The 14,485-nt window shown below is 73.0% G+C and carries 11 protein-coding genes; 2 read left to right on the top strand and 9 right to left on the bottom strand.

Features of this window, described 5'->3' with window-relative positions:
* The first annotated feature begins 2,035 nt into the window (after nt 1-2,035).
* Nucleotides 2,036-2,803 (top strand): hypothetical protein, encoded by a 768-nt coding sequence (locus tag AC0OLQ_RS01000; RefSeq protein WP_484529827.1) that lies wholly within the window; start codon nt 2,036-2,038, stop codon nt 2,801-2,803.
* A 2-nt stretch (nt 2,804-2,805) separates the two neighbouring features.
* On the opposite strand, the gene AC0OLQ_RS00995 is transcribed toward AC0OLQ_RS01000, so the two are convergent.
* Together AC0OLQ_RS00995 and AC0OLQ_RS00990 are read right to left on the bottom strand one after the other, a co-directional pair.
* On the bottom strand, nt 2,806-3,804 hold the full coding sequence (locus tag AC0OLQ_RS00995) for a D-alanine--D-alanine ligase family protein (protein WP_484529826.1): 999 nt from the start codon (nt 3,802-3,804) through the stop codon (nt 2,806-2,808).
* Nucleotides 3,805-3,811: 7 nt separating this feature from the next.
* Entirely contained in the window at nt 3,812-5,125 is a 1,314-nt protein-coding gene (locus tag AC0OLQ_RS00990) for an aminotransferase-like domain-containing protein (RefSeq protein ID WP_357331837.1), read from the bottom strand.
* Between the two features lie 290 nt (nt 5,126-5,415).
* Here AC0OLQ_RS00990 and AC0OLQ_RS00985 point away from each other — a divergent pair, with 290 nt between their 5' ends.
* Nucleotides 5,416-6,081 (top strand): GNAT family N-acetyltransferase, encoded by a 666-nt coding sequence (locus AC0OLQ_RS00985; RefSeq protein ID WP_091265574.1) that lies wholly within the window; start codon nt 5,416-5,418, stop codon nt 6,079-6,081.
* A 12-nt stretch (nt 6,082-6,093) separates the two neighbouring features.
* Here AC0OLQ_RS00985 and AC0OLQ_RS00980 read toward each other — a convergent pair whose 3' ends face one another.
* The 7 genes from AC0OLQ_RS00980 to murJ all read right to left on the bottom strand — a co-directional run bounded on the left by AC0OLQ_RS00980 (nt 6,094) and on the right by murJ (nt 14,456).
* Complete coding sequence (locus AC0OLQ_RS00980; protein ID WP_484529825.1) at nt 6,094-7,254, bottom strand: N-acetylmuramoyl-L-alanine amidase; 1,161 nt, start codon at nt 7,252-7,254, stop codon at nt 6,094-6,096.
* Nucleotides 7,255-7,436: 182 nt separating this feature from the next.
* Entirely contained in the window at nt 7,437-7,760 is a 324-nt protein-coding gene (gene trxA / locus AC0OLQ_RS00975) for a thioredoxin (protein ID WP_154229253.1), read from the bottom strand.
* Between the two features lie 38 nt (nt 7,761-7,798).
* Nucleotides 7,799-8,752, bottom strand: a complete 954-nt coding sequence (gene trxB / locus AC0OLQ_RS00970) for a thioredoxin-disulfide reductase (protein ID WP_484529824.1) — start codon at nt 8,750-8,752, stop codon at nt 7,799-7,801.
* A 178-nt stretch (nt 8,753-8,930) separates the two neighbouring features.
* Nucleotides 8,931-9,902, bottom strand: a complete 972-nt coding sequence (locus AC0OLQ_RS00965) for a hypothetical protein (RefSeq protein ID WP_484529823.1) — start codon at nt 9,900-9,902, stop codon at nt 8,931-8,933.
* Nucleotides 9,899-10,630, bottom strand: coding sequence for an RNA polymerase sigma factor SigM (gene sigM, locus AC0OLQ_RS00960; RefSeq protein ID WP_484529822.1), 732 nt, complete (start codon nt 10,628-10,630; stop codon nt 9,899-9,901). Before sigM ends, AC0OLQ_RS00965 begins: the two co-directional genes overlap by 4 nt.
* Before the next feature lie 43 nt (nt 10,631-10,673).
* Nucleotides 10,674-12,287 carry a protein kinase family protein gene (locus AC0OLQ_RS00955; RefSeq protein WP_484529821.1) on the bottom strand — a complete coding sequence of 538 codons (1,614 nt, stop codon included), beginning with the start codon at nt 12,285-12,287 and terminating at the stop codon, nt 10,674-10,676.
* Between the two features lie 429 nt (nt 12,288-12,716).
* Nucleotides 12,717-14,456, bottom strand: coding sequence for a murein biosynthesis integral membrane protein MurJ (gene murJ / locus AC0OLQ_RS00950; protein WP_484529820.1), 1,740 nt, complete (start codon nt 14,454-14,456; stop codon nt 12,717-12,719).
* Nucleotides 14,457-14,485 lie beyond the last annotated feature (29 nt).

Raw genomic sequence — 14,485 nt, 5'->3', positions numbered from 1 at the left:
TCGTTGCCGGTCGCTGGCGTTGCCGCGTCTTGTAGTTGCCACCTCGCTGTGGTTGCCACGCTGACCCCGTCACGACCGGCCGTTCTCGTTTTAGCGCGCAGCGCGGTACAGATGGCGCTGTTGTTGTCGCCTTACCGTTGCCACGCCTTGCCCCTCTGCTGCCGCCCTCGCCCACCCCACCTCACCCTGCCCCGCATTGCCGTTGGCGCGCCCCCTCGCCGCCGCCGACGACTCAGGCGAGCCTTGATCCGGCTGGCTGCACTGGTAAGCCGATGACTGCTCGAGGGCGCTCCGGGCCGCGATGGGGTGCCGTTGAGCCAGATGCTGAAGGCAGGCGTGTTCACGTGAAACGGCGATGTGAGGCGCGGTGGGTGAGCCCTCGCAGCCACTTCTGCCGGTCGACCCCGTCCGCTCCTCCGCGGCTCCCCGGCGGCCGCCCCGGCCACCGCGCCCTGCCGCTCGGATGGCAACGGTCCAGCAGCCTTCCCGTGGCGGCTCACTGTGCAGGCCACCCTCCGCCGACGTTTGCCCGCTGCCCCTCGCCCCGGCCCATCAGCCGCCTGCCCGTCGGCGCTCATTGTCGTCCTGCCCGCCGGCGCTCATAAACCGTCCTGGCGCTGGCACCGATCTCGGCGGTCCTCAGCCGGCGCCGCCGCCCTGTGGGCGCTCGGCGGCATCCGTACCTCAAACCCTCTGCCCGCGCGGGGTGCCAGCTGCCCGTCGCGCATGTCGGATTCTCTGCGGTGTCTCTTTCTCGGTCCGGCCGTCATCCAGGCTTGCGGATGCTGCCCCCGGATTCGAAGCCGGACCCCAGGCCGTTCACCCGAAGGCTGTGTGCGCCTTGGAGCCGTCTGCCGTTCTTGCTGAGCCCCGAGCCGCCGTGGTGGGGTCGCAGTCCGGCTGTGGGGGGACTGAGCGGGCCGCTCGACACTTCCAACCGGCCTCCGTGCCCCGCACATCCCAGTGGCGGTCCGGGCGCTCGGACCGTGGGACCGAGAGCCGAGCCGTTGTCCGGGGGGCGGTCGGCCGGCGAGGTCCGTAACCAGGTCGACCGGTCCGGCAGCATCCTCGGCCTCGCGCCGCCGCGCGTAGCCCGATTCCCGACCTGTGCCGCCCGGCTGGCTTCGCGTCGCCACCGCAGCACCGACGTGCGCGGACGCCCCAGAGAAGGTCGCCCCCGCATCGCACCCCGAGTGCGCCGGCCCGCTGTTTCACGTGAAACAGCAATCCCCAGCCGTAGTCTGCCTGACGACCCAGGTCCGTCCTTCGCCGGCCTAATCGGGCCGGTCGCGTCGCCGCGCCGCCACCCTTGAATTTCCCGAGGCCGCCGCCGTGCGCCGCCAGCACGTTGCCACCGCGGGCCGCCGCGCTCGCCGGGTGACGTTCCCGAGCCCGGACCGGCGAGCCCGGACCAGCGAGCCCGGACCAGCGAGCCCGGACCAGCGAGCCCGGGCGGGGCGAGCCCGGGCGGGGCGAGCCCGGGCGGCCGGGCGGGGCGGGCCCAGCCGCCTCGACTTGCATCAGGCCGAGTGCGCCGGGAGAGACGCCGACGGCCCCGCCGCCGAGAAGCGCCGACGCACCCACCGCCGCCGCGAAGCGCCGACACAACCACCGCCGCCCAAGGACGCCGACACACCCGCACTCGGCGATCACCCGATCCGTCGCGGACGCTCGTTTCACGTGAAACACGAGTCCGCGCCAATCCACCGATCCACCGCCAGGCGCCCCCCTCGCAGCCGAGCCGAGACCGGTGCCGATCGCCGACTCGCTCGTTAGGAAGGAAGGATCCAGGCGCCCCCGTGACCCGTGTGCAAGCCACCCAGAGTTATCCACAGCGGTTTTCCACAGGCCCTCTCCGTTTCACGTGAAACAACACGCGGAAACCGTTGCTGAGCAGTGGATGACGCGGGGTGCTGGTGATGTCAGCGGCCTGTGGACAACCAGGTGGACAACCCGTTGTGGATCGACGGGGAACGCTCAGCCGCCCAGCCGCCAGGTAGGGACAGGCGTCGCCAACTCGGTTAGGGTCAGCGTCGTGCAGGACACCCCTCCCTCAGTCCCGGACTTCACCCAGTGGCCCTCCTTCCCCTTCGAGGGCGATCTCCACGTCAAGCAGCTCGACGAGCCGGTCCTCGTCGAACCTCCACGCCGCGGCGAGGGGAATCGGGAGTGCACGGCGTGCAACGCGCCGGACGAGGCGTACATCTGGGTGGGTGAGCGATGGCGGGTCCGGGCGATGGACCGGCCCACCGGCCTTCCGATGGTGCTGATCCTGGAGTCCCGGTCGCACCTCGACCTGGGCGACCTGCCGAACCTGCTCGCCGCCGAACTGGGCGTGATGACGGTACGGCTGGAGCGGGCCATCCGCTCACTGGACGGCGTAGCCCGGGTGCACGTCAACCGCTGGGGTGACGGCTCGGCGCACCTCCACATGTGGTTCCTGGCCCGGCCGTATGGGCGGCTGCAACTGCGGGGCACGTTCCTGTCCCTGTGGGACTCGATCCTGCCCCCGATCTCCGAGGCGCAGTGGCGGGAGAACCTGGCCATGGTGGCCGCGTGGCTGGCCGAGTTCGGTGGCCGTCCCCTGGCCGAGCCGCCCCGGATTCAGTGGCAGGCGCCGTCCAGCCTCACCGCCTCACCGGCCGGCGAGGTCGCCGAGGCGCCCGAGGAGGAGACCGCGTCGGTGATCGAGGCCGCGGACGAGATCCCGGAGAGCGAAGGATCGGCGGAGCCGGGCACGCCGGCGAAGGCCGAGGAGGCGCAGGAGAGCGAGTCGCCGACAAAGGCGGCCGAGTCAGCCTGACGTCACGGGCGGCGGGCGGCGGCGCGGCTCACGAGCGTGCCGAGCGCCCGCCCGAAGTCCAGCCCGGCCGCCTGGACGGCCAGCGGCAGCAGCGAGGTCTCGGTCATCCCCGGAGAGACGTTGACCTCCAGCACGTGCGGCTGTCCCTCCGCGTCGACGATCAGGTCGACCCGAGAGAGGTCGCGCAGGCCGAGCGCGGTGTGCGCGGCGAGCGCCACCTCGGCCACCCGCTCGGTCGTCGCCGGATCGAGCCGGGCCGGCGCGTGCCACGTGGTGCGGCCGGCGGTGTAGCGGGCGGCGTAGTCGTAGACGCCGTTGCGGGGCACGATCTCGACCGGGGGCAGGGCCTGCGGGCCCTCGCCGAGGTCGAGCACGGAGACCGCCACGTCCATCCCGGACACGTAGCGCTCCACCAGGGCCGTCTGGTCGTACGCGAAACAGCCGACCATGGCGGCCGGCAGCGACGCGGCGTCCCGGACCACGGCGGCGCCCAGTCCGGAGCCGCCCTGCGCGGGCTTGACCATCAGCGGCAGGCCGAGCCGGTCGGCGATCCGGTCCAGGACGGCAACAGCGCCCAGCTCGGAGAAGCGGTCGTGCGGCAGCGCCACCCAGTCGGGCGTCGGGATGCCCGCCTCGCGCAGCACCGCCTTGGCGGAGGGCTTGTCCCAGGCGAGCCGGGACGCGCGGGCGTCGCAGCCGACGTAGGGCACGTCGCAGAGGTCGAGCACGCCGCGCAGCGAGCCGTCCTCGCCGGTGGCGCCGTGCAGGGCGATCACTACGGCGTCCGGCGGGTCGGCCGCCAGGGCGGGCAGCAGCGCCACGTCGGCGTCCCGCAGCTCGGCCTCCACGCCGACCGCGCGCAGGGCGTCGAGCACCCGCCGGCCGGACCGGAGCGAGACGTCCCGCTCGTAGGAGAGTCCGCCGGCGAGCACCAGCACGTGCAGTTCGTCGGTGGCGGCGGGTCCGGTCACGGAAGTGTGTGGAGCAGGGCTGACGGCCATGCGGGAATCATGCCAAGTCGGGACCGGGCGCGTCCGAGCCGCCCTGCCGGCGCCGCGGACCCGCGCCGCCGACTGCCCCGAAGACCTTGCGCATGGCGATCTCCTGCTCCATCACCCCGGCCAGCCGGCGGACGCCCTCCCGGATCCGCTCCGGGGGCGGGAATGAGAAGTTGAGCCGCATGTTGCCGCTGCCGGTCCCGTCGGCGTAGAAGCCGGTGCCCGGCACGTACGCGACCCGGGCGGCGATCGCCCGCGGCATCATCGCCTTGGAGTCGAGGCCGTCCGGCAGGGTCGCCCAGACGAAGAGGCCACCGCCCGGGGTGGTCCAGCTGGTGCCCGCCGGCATCAGGTCCGCGAGCGCGTCCAGCAGCGCGTCCCGGCGCTCGCGGTAGACCTCCCGGTAGACCTTGAGCTGCTGCCGCCAGGGCATGGTGCCGAGGTACGTCGACACGGCGGCCTGCGCGTAGCCGCTGGGGCAGAGGATCTGCGCCTCGCTGGCGATGACCAGCTTGTCGCGGACCGCGTGGGGGGCGAGGATCCAGCCCACCCGCAGGCCGGGCGCGAACGTCTTGGAGAAGGTGCTCAGGTAGAACACCCCGTCGCGCCGCCGGGCCCGCAGCGGCGCGGGTGCCTCGCCCTCGAAGCCGAGCTGACCGTAGGGGTCGTCCTCCACCACCAGCAGCCCGGCGCGCTCGCAGATGTCGAGCACCCGCTCGCGCCGCTCCTCGCTCAGGGTCACGCCGGTCGGGTTCTGGTAGGTGGGGATGGTGTAGAGGAACTTCACCCGTCGGCCGGCCCGGGCCAGGTCGGCGATGGCCGTCTCCAGCGCCTCCGGGATCAGCCCCTCGGAGTCCATCGGCACGTGCGCCACCTGGGCCTGGGCGGCCTGGAACACCCCGAGTGCGCCGACGTACGTCGGGCCCTCGGCGAGCACCACGTCTCCCGGGTCCAGGAAGAGCCGAGCCACCAGGTCGAGTGCCTGCTGGCCGCCGACGGTGACCACCACGTCCTCCGGCGAGGCGCCGCACGACGCGTCGATCCCGGACAGCGCCATCACCTCGCAGATCCGCTCGCGCAGCTCCGGGGTGCCCTGGCCGATGCCGTACTGGAGGGTGGTGGCGCCGTGCTCGGCGCCGAGCCGGCCGAGCATCTCGCCGACTGCGTCGAGCGGCAGCGCCGCGATGTAGGGCGCGCCGCCGGCGAGCGAGACCACCTCCGGCCGGCTGGCCACCGCGAAGAGTGCCCGGATCTCGGAGGCCGTCATCCCCCGGACCCGCCGGGCGTACCGGTCGGTGTAGTCGTCGAGCGTCGTGCCGGTCATGACATCACCTCGATCGGGTGTCGGCGGGGCTGCCGCCCGGTGTGGTACCCGCGATGCCGGCAACCATGGCGGCGCGGGACGCCGGTTGGTCGATCGTAATCCGCGCGGGCCAGGACCGGGCCCGCCGTGTGGGTACGTCCACATCCCGGACCGGCCCTCCCCGGCTCGGGTGGGGGTTCGCGCGTCCACTCCCGTAGCGGCGGGCAGAAGCGTACGATCGCTCGTCGGGGGCCGAAAGTTGGCGGCGGACCGCGGTGGTCTTCGCCGGCGAGCCTATGGGTGGGGTGCTCATGTCGCGACGTCTGGTCAGTCTGACCCTGGACACGCTGGAGGACCTGCCCCGCTCCTGCCGGCAGTGCGTCTACTGGGAGCTGGACCCGGTCTCGGCCGAGCGCGCGTGCGCCGCCGGTGACCCGGGCCTGGAGAAGGAGGCCTGGGTCTCCCAGACGCTCCTGGAGTGGGGCTCCTGCGGCAAGCTTGCGTACGTCGACGGGATGCCCGCCGGTTTCGTCATGTACGCCCCGCCGGCCTACGTCCCGCGCTCGATGGCGTTCCCCACCTCGCCGGTCTCCGCGGACGCCGCGCTGCTGATGACCGCCCACGTGGTGCCCGCCTTCGCCGGCGGCGGCCTGGGCCGGATGCTGGTCCAGGGCGTGGCCCGGGATCTCACCAAGCGCGGCATCAAGGCGATCGAGGCGTTCGGCGACGCGAAGTTCGGCGACGACGGGGACGACCCCACCCGCGCCTGTCTCGCGCCGGCCGACTTCTTCCTCTCGGTCGGCTTCAAGACGGTCCGCCCGCACCCGCGCTACCCCCGGCTGCGCCTGGAGCTGCGCACCGCGTTGAGCTGGAAGTCCGACGTCGAGTACGCGCTGGAGAAGCTGCTCGGCTCGATGAGCCCGGAGACGCTGCTCCGCCCGGTCCGGCCGGCTCCGGCGACCCGCTCGATGAGCTGAGGGCCGGGAGGCTCAGTCCACCACCGTGCCGGCGGCCACCACGGCCCGCAGCTCGCTCACGTCGATCGAGCCGGTCGGCACGTCCCGCTCGATCGGGTAGTACATCCGCTGCACGGCGGCCACGATCGCCTCGACCACCCGGTCCCGGAACCTGGGGTCGACCAGCCGGCCCCGGTCGGCCGGCGAGGTCAGGTAGCCCACCTCGACCCGGACGGCCGGCATCCGGGTCAGCCGTAGCAGGTCCCACGTCTTGGCGTGGGTACGGCAGTCCCGCAGCCCGGTGCGGGCCACGATCTCCCGCTGCACCAGCCCGGCCAGCCGCTCCCCGGTGGCCGAGGTGACGCCGTTGTTCGTGCCGTAGTGGTAGGTGGCCACCCCGTCGGCCGCCGGGTTGGCGTGCCCGTCGGTGTGCAGCGAGATGAAGACGTCGGCGCCGAGGGAGTTGGCCAGCTGGGCCCGGTCCGCGTCCGGCAGGCAGGTCCGTGGGGACGGGCCCCGGGTGAGCTGCACGCGTACGCCGGCCGCGGCGAGCCGCCCCTCCAGCCGGCTGGCCAGGTCGTGCACGATGTCCGCCTCGGTCCAGCGCAGCGGGCCGTCGGGCACGACCATGCCCGGGTCGGTGCCGCCGTGCCCGGGGTCGATCACCACGGTCCGCCCGACCAGGGTCGGCCCGGCCTGCCGGATGGCGTCGGACTCGCGGAGCCACTGTGGCCGCCCACCGACCACCTTGCGGCCGAGGCGGCGCAGCGCGTTGATGGTGTGCGGGCCGCACGACCCGTCCGGTTTCAGCCCCATCTCCCGCTGGAACTGGGCGACCGCGCGGGAGGTGCGGATGCCGTAGATGGCGTCGGCGCGGCCCACGTCGTAGCCCATCTCCAGGAGTCGTTCCTGGAGTGACCGGACGTCCTCGCCGATCAGCGGCTCGGGGACCGCGTGGTAGAGGGTGCGCGCGCCGAACCGCCAGCGGGCCGCGTCGAGCGCCTGCCAGGTCTCCGCGCCCACCCGCCCGTCCACGCTCAGGCCGCGGGACTGCTGGAACGCGCGGACCGCGCGCTCGGTCTCCGCGTCGAAATCGTCGTCCCCGCCGCCGGTCGGAAGCAGCTCCAGGCCGGTGAGGACGGTACGGATCTCGGCCACCGCGGGTCCCCGGTCACCGGGTCGGATGGGACGCACGACGACCCCCTCTGCACGGACGCTGGCTGACCGGAGACTTCGAGGTGCTTCCCCGCCGGGGACGCTTACGGAGCGTACCGTGACCGGTCACCGACCGGCCCGGGTTCGCCGCAGGTGCGAACGGCGGAACCCCCGTCACCCGGGATCGGGTGACGGGGGTTCCGGCGGTGTCGGGCGTCGGCTCAGAGCGCCGACTCGATGAGCTTGACCAGCTCACCCTTCGGCTTGGCGCCGGCGATGGACTGCACCGGCTCGCCGTTCTTGAAGATGGTCAGGGTCGGCACGGACATCACCCGGTAGGTGCGTGCCGTCTCGGGGTTCTCGTCGATGTTGAGCTTGACGATGGTGACCTGGTCAGCCATCTCGCCCGCAATCTCCTCCAGCAGCGGCGAGACCTTGCGGCACGGACCGCACCACTCCGCCCAGAAGTCGACCAGAACCGGCTTGTCGGACTTCAGCACGTCGCTCGCGAAGCTCGCGTCCGTGACCGCCTTGGTTGCTCCCACTATGAACCCCTCCTCCGGGACCTTTTTGCGAAAATCTTTCAGCCTTGCAGGGTGGCGATGAAGCGCTCGGCGTCCAGGGCGGCGGCACAGCCCGTGCCGGCCGCCGTGATCGCCTGCCGGTAGGTGTGGTCGACCACGTCACCGGCGGCGAAGACACCCGGGATGCTGGTCCGGGTGCTCGGCGCCTGCACCTTCACGTATCCCTCGTCGTCGAGTTCGACCTGGTCCCGGAACAGCTCACTGCGCGGGTCGTGGCCGATCGCCACGAAGACGCCGGTGACGTCCAGCACCTTGCTCTCGCCGGTGTGCACGTTGCGCACCCGTACGCCGCTGACCTTGCCGTCCTCGCCGAGGATCTCCTCGATAACGCTGTTCCACTCGACCTTGATCTTCTCGTTGCCGAGGGCGCGGGCCGCCATGATCTTGCTGGCGCGGAACGAGTCGCGGCGGTGGATGATCGTCACCGACTCGGCGAACCGGGTGAGGAAGCTGGCCTCCTCCATCGCCGAGTCGCCGCCGCCGACCACCACGATGTGCTGGTTGCGGAAGAAGAAGCCGTCACAGGTGGCGCAGGACGACACGCCGTGACCCAGGTATTCCTGCTCGCCCGGCACACCCAGCGGCCGCCAGGCCGAGCCGGTGGAGAGGATGACCGCCTTGGCCCGGTAGGCGGTCTCGCCCACCCAGACGGTGCTGACCGCGTCCGAGCCGGTGTCACCGGTGTCCTTCAGCTCGACCCGGGTCACGTCGTCGGTGAGGAACTCGGCGCCGAACCGCTCGGCCTGCTTGCGCATGTTGTCCATCAGCTCGGGGCCGAGGATGCCGTCGGCGAAACCGGGGAAGTTCTCCACCTCGGTGGTGGTCATCAGCGCGCCGCCGGACTGCACGCCCTCGATGACCAGCGGCTTGAGGTTGGCGCGCGCGGCGTAGACCGCCGCCGTGTAACCGGCCGGCCCGGAGCCGATGATGATCAGGTTGCGGACCTCGTCCACTGCCGTCTCCCGATGTGTGTGTTCGTCACCGGCGCGCACCGATGTCGATCCCGAGTGCCGACGGCTCAGCGGCGCCGGCGCCTGACTTGCAGAACGTCATCGTACGAAGCGGGGATTCCCGAGCCGGTCATCCGGTGGGTCACGTCACGTGGCAGGACACGCCCGGGTGACCGCGACCTCACCCTACCCGCGCTGTGTAGCGGGTGTCCGCGCCGGACCCGGGGACCCCGCACTCGGGTCCGCTCACCCAGGCCCACCGGGCGCCGCCCGCGTCCGTGAAGCTGACCACCAGCGCCGGGCCACCCCGGAACCGGGCGTAGTCGACCAGGTCGACGGTGAGCGGGCCGGCCCCGTGTTCGGCGCCGATCTCGGACAGGCAGGAGGCCAGCGCCTCGGGGCGGGCGAGCCGGTCCAGCCCGGCGGCGGCCGTGACCCGGTGCTCGTCCTGCCCGGTCGCCGGGCTCGCCTTGTCGCTCTCCACCGCCGTGGAGGGCCCGGCGTACGTGGCCGGCATGCGGGAGAGCGCGTCGGGGGTGTAGTCGGTGCCGCTGTGCCGGGGCGGCGCGGTGGTTCGGAACGGCGCGGCGGCCAGCGGGGCGGCCTCGCCGTCGACCCGACTGCCCGCGCTGTCGGCCGCCCCGGTGACCCGGCCGCCTCCCGCGTCGACGAGGTGGCTGACCCCGAACCCGACGGCGGTCACCGAGGCGGCGGCCAGCGCGACCGGACCGGCGAGCCGGGTCCAGCGCCGGGCGCGGCGTCCCGGTCCGGTGTTCCGGCCCGGCCGGCCCGTGCCGGCGGCCGGATGGGTGCCCCGGCTGGGCTGCGCCGGCACCGCGGCCGGTGCCGAATCGGGGTCGGCGGGGTCGGACGCGAGGTCGCCGGTCGGGGCCGGGCCGGCGCCGGCGAGCGCCGCGGTGATCCGGTCCGCCACGGTGGGCGGCAGCTCCGGGGCGGGCTCGGCGGCCCAGTCGGCCAGGTCGGCGTGGACCAGCTCGACCGCCCGGGCCAGGGCGGCGTACGCCTCGCCCCAGGCCGGGTCGTGTTCGACCAGCCGGGCGACGGTGTCCTGCTCCGGGGTGCCGTCCAGCGCCCCGCCGAGGTAGTCGGCGAGCAGGTCGTGGTCGACCTCGCTGAACTCCCGGGAAGTCACGTCTCCTCCTGGCTGGCATCCCGCCGGGACCATCCCGACGTGGATCCGACGCCCTCGGGTGGCCGCGGGTTCCCGCCGGTGACCCGGGGCACGTCCGCGACGTCGTCGGAGCCGGTCCGCAGGTGCCCGAGGAGGACGGCAAGCCGGGCGCGGCCCCGGGCGCACCGGCTCTTCACCGTCCCCTCGGCGACCCCGAGCATCCGGGCCACCTCGGCCACCGGGTAGCCCTGCACGTCCACCAGGACCAGCGCGGCGCGCTGCTCGACGGGGAGCGCGGCGAGGGCCTGCCGGACCACCAGGGCGGTGTCGTGGTCCCGGGCCGGCGCGGCCGGCTCCACCCCGCCGGTGTGCCGGCCGGGCTCCCCGTCGGTGTGCACCCCGTCCGGCAGTGGGACCGTGGCGTGTGTCTGGCGCCGCCGCATCCGGTCCAGGCAGGCGTTGACCACGATCCGGTGCAGCCACGTGGTGACCGCCGAATCGCCGCGGAACCGCGCCGCAGCGCGGTGCGCCGACAGCAACGCGTCCTGGAGGGCGTCGGCCGCCTCCTCGCGGTCGCCGAGCGTACGCAGGGCCACCGCCCAGAGCCGGTCGCGGTGCCGGTGGAACAGCTCGGTGAAAGCGTCCCGGTCACCGGCGACGTGCGCCCGCAGCAGGTCCAGGTCGGACATCCCGCTCGGCGGGCCGTCGCCGGTCGCCGGCCCGGGGGTGGCCCCGCCGCGACCCGCCATCACCACGTCCGACGGAGGCGGCGCACCGGGCGGGGCGAACGGCTCACGAGCCCTGGACCGTGAGTTCCTGGACGCCGAGCTTCCAGCCACCGCCGCTGTCCTTCTCGGGCAGTTCGGTGATCCAGAAGAGGAGGTACTGGTACTTCTTCTCCGGGTCGAACCCGTCGAAGGTCATCGTGGTGCCGTCGTGCTCCTCGAACGGCTGCCCGATCCGCTCGGTGTAGGCGGCGACGAGCTGCTTGTCGCCCGAGGAGCTGGACGGGTACTCGCCCGTGCCCGCGCGCAGCTCCGCGGAGGCGCCGGTGGACGACAGGGTGGCCTGGATCGACTTGACCGTGTGCGGGGCGCCGAGGTCGATCCAGATCCCCATGCCCTTCTTCAGGCCGCCGAACTTGCCGTTGTTCCGGTAGCTGGCCGTCTCCCAGCCCTCGTTCGGGTCGCCGTCGATCACCTTCTCGGCGTCCCGCACCTCGGCGCGGTCCCGGCTCTCCGGGTCGATGATCCGGACGTCCTGGATGTTCAGCTTGCGAACTGGCGCGGCCGGCGCGCTGGTGCCGTTCCCGGCGGGCGCGCTGCTGGACGGCTGGGCCACCGGCTCCTGCCCCGGGTCCTTGTCGTCGCCGAGGGCGCTGATCCCGATGAGCAGCCCGACCAGGGCGACCGCCAGCAGGCCGGCGATGCCCAGGGCGACCTTGCGGCCGCCGGCCGCGGCCAGCGGCGAGGGCTCGTCCCCGGTGTCGGCGGTGAAGCTCAGCGGACCGGCCTGCTCCAGGAAGTGCTCGTCGGCGGGGATGTCGAGCCGGTTCAGCTCGGCCGACAGCACGTCCGACGAGGGCGGAGCGATCTCCGGGTCGAGCAGGTCCATGGTGAGGTCGTCGAGGTACGCCGGCACCCCGGCGCGCACCTGGCGGGGCGCGGCGATGGAGCCGCCGGCGTCCCGGACCGCGTCGGGGAGGGCGGCGCGGCCGTGACCGGCGGTGGCGCCGTGCAGCGGGGCCTCGCCGTGCGGCCAGTGGCCGGTCAGGGCGAAGTAGAGGACGCCGCCGACCGCCCGCAGGTCGTTCTCCTGGCTGTCCGCCCCGTCGGTGCGCGCGTCGGCCAGCACCACGCGGCCGTCGTCGCTGATCATCACGGTGCCGGGATGGACGTTGCCGTGCACCATGCCGGTGGCGTGCACGGCGGCGAGGGCGCTGGCGACGGAGCTGCCGATGGCCGTGGCCCGGGCCGGGTCCAGCGGACCGTCGGCGGTCACCAGCTCGCGCAGCGACTGCCCGTCCACCCATTCGCGGACCACGTAGGCCCGGTCGGCCTCGTCGATCGCGTCGTAGACGCCGACCAGGTTGGGGTGGATCACCCGGCTGGCCGCGACGGCCGCCTGGAGCATCTCGGTGGCGGAATCGCCACCCGGGTAGCGGAGGACCACCGCGACCGGACGGCGCAGCACGACGTCGACCCCGCGCCAGACCAGCCGGCCCGCGCTGTCGTTGTTGATGTGCTCGACCAGCTCATACCGCTCGGCCAGGACCTCACCGACCGCGGGAGCACCGAAGGTCACGACCGGCGGAGAGGTCTCCTCCGCCTCCTGACCCTCGCCGACCTGGGTCACCCGTCCTCCCTCGGTGATCGTGTCGATCGATGGACCCGTGCTGCTGGGCATGTGGCTTCCCGCTCTGCCTTGGCTGGAACCGGCAGACCGGTGTCGACGCCCGCGTCGGCACCCGCCGTGCCCGTCGAGAGTGACCTTACCCGGGATGCCCGGTTCTCCGACATGTCATCTTCCCGCCCGAGTCGGTGGGACGCCAGTGACCGTGGGGATCGGCCGGGTAACGGCCCGGTCGGGCCACGTCGCTGGGACACGCACGCCCAATCTAGATGTTGACGGCAAGTAGTCGGCGCAGGGGCGCACCGGTGTGGCGGCCTCCGTGACGCGGCTGGATTTCCCCTGCTCCGGCCGGTCAGCCTCAGCCGTACGGTTGGTTGTCCACAGGCCGAGAGGCCCATTGGGCGGGGGAACCCTGAGTTATCCACAGCCGTATCCCCAGGCTGGTGATCGTCGTTCACCGTCCGTCATGGGCGCTGGTCGAGGTCATCGCCCGAGCCGGCGGCGGACCATACCGACCACCTCGGTGATCTCGCCGATGCGCAGCACCATGGCCAGCCCGAGGTACGTCGCGCCGATCACCGCCCCGCCGATCACCAGCTGAACGGCGGCGGCGAGCCAGCTCAGGTGCGCCGGGTCGCCGGGGAGCAGCTTCACCACCAGCAGGCCGACCAGCGCCGCGCCCAGCGCGGCGATCACCACCCGGCCCATGGTCCGCATGATCCCGCCCAGCCCGATCCGGCCGACCCTCGGGCGCAGCAGCAGCGCCGAGATGACCGCCGCGGCCACGTACGAGATCGCGTTGCCGAGCATCATGCCGGCGGCCGCGAAGGTGGCCGAGAAGGCCAGGTAGAGGCCGACCTGGAGGAGCACCCGCAGGGCGACCACCGGGATGTTGACCAGCGCCGGCGTGCGGGTGTCCGGCAGCGCGTAGAAGGCGAAGGTGAAGAGCTGGCTGATCGCGAAGGGCACCAGGCCGATCGCCGCCACGAGCAGCACGGTCGAGGTGGCCACCGCGTTGTCGCCGGTGAAGGCGCCGTACCGGAAGACCACCACCGAGATCGGGCCGGCCAGCACCGCGTAGCAGACCGCGATCGGGGCGAGCACCGCGGTGACCATCCGGGTGCCCCGGGACAGGTCGGCGGTGACGTCCCGGAACCGGCCGTCGGCCGCGGCCGCGCTCATCCGGGGCATCAGCGCGGTGATGATCGAGACGGCGATGATGCCGTGGGCCATCATCAGCAGCAGGAAGACGTTGTTGTAGATCAGCAGACCGGCGCTGTCCTGGCCCGCCGCCCGGGTGAGCAGGTTGACCACCACGAAGAGGCCGAGCTGGTTGACCGCGACATAGCAGAACATCCAGACGCCGAGCTGGGCCAGCTCGCGCAGCCCCAGCTCGCGGAAGTCGAAGCGCAGCTTCCACCGGAAGCCGACCTTGCGCAGGGCCGGCAGCAGCCCGGCCGCCTGGACCGCCACGCCGAGCAGGGCGCCCCCGCCGACCAGCAGGATCTGCCCCCAGCCCATGTCCTCCGGCCGGATCGCCTCCGCGCCGTAGATCAGGATGTAGAGGCCGAAGGCGCCGATCACCACCAGGTTGTTGAGGATCGGCGCCCACATCGGTGCGGCGAAGTGCCCCCGGGTGTTCAGCACCGCGGCGATCAGCGCGCTCAGGCCGGTGAAGAACAGCATCGGGAGCATCAGGTACGACAGGTTGGTGACCAGGTCGGTGTAGTGCTCGTCCTTGCCACTGGCGTAGAGGGCGGTCAGCACCGGGGCGCCGGCCATCGCGATCAGCGCGGTGGCGGCCAGGGCGAGCACGGCCAGGGTCAGCAGCCGCTGGGCGTACGCCTCACCCCGGTCGGGGTCGGTCTTGCGGCGGCGGACCAGCACCGGGATCAGCACGCTGGTGAGCACGCCGCCGAGCAGGAACTCGTAGACCTGGTTCGGCAGGAACTGGGCGGTGGTGAACACGTTGCCGACCAGGTTGCCGAGCGCCGCGCCGACCATCAGGTTGCGGACGAAGCCGGTGCCCCGGCTGACCAGGCTGCCGATCGCCATCACCGCGCTGTTCGCCGCGGCGCTGGTCTCCGCGACCACCTCCTGGGGCGGCGCGGTGGCCTCGACCCCCGGCTGGTTCAGCGGCTCCGCCGAGATGAAGGTCGCGCCGTCGTCCGGCGGCAGACCGCCGCCGTGCGAGTTCGCGCTGCGGTAGAGCCCGCCGCCCATCTCCCAGCCTCCAAGGGGTATGCCAGAGC

This window comes from Micromonospora sp. Utrum1 (genome assembly GCF_057197805.1).
Note: the sequence above shows the minus strand (reverse complement) of the source record. Positions and strands in the feature narration are given on the sequence as shown.

Excerpts from the sequence above, each read along its gene's own strand:
- AC0OLQ_RS00995 (WP_484529826.1), bottom strand. The coding sequence starts at position 3,804 with ATGGCCGTCAGCCCTGCTCCACACACTTCCGTGACCGGACCCGCCGCC.
- AC0OLQ_RS00990 (WP_357331837.1), bottom strand. The coding sequence starts at position 5,125 with ATGACCGGCACGACGCTCGACGACTACACCGACCGGTACGCCCGGCGG.
- AC0OLQ_RS00985 (WP_091265574.1), top strand. The coding sequence starts at position 5,416 with ATGTCGCGACGTCTGGTCAGTCTGACCCTGGACACGCTGGAGGACCTG.
- sigM (WP_484529822.1), bottom strand. The coding sequence starts at position 10,630 with ATGGCGGGTCGCGGCGGGGCCACCCCCGGGCCGGCGACCGGCGACGGC.
- AC0OLQ_RS00955 (WP_484529821.1), bottom strand. The coding sequence starts at position 12,287 with ATGCCCAGCAGCACGGGTCCATCGATCGACACGATCACCGAGGGAGGA.
- murJ (WP_484529820.1), bottom strand. The coding sequence starts at position 14,456 with ATGGGCGGCGGGCTCTACCGCAGCGCGAACTCGCACGGCGGCGGTCTG.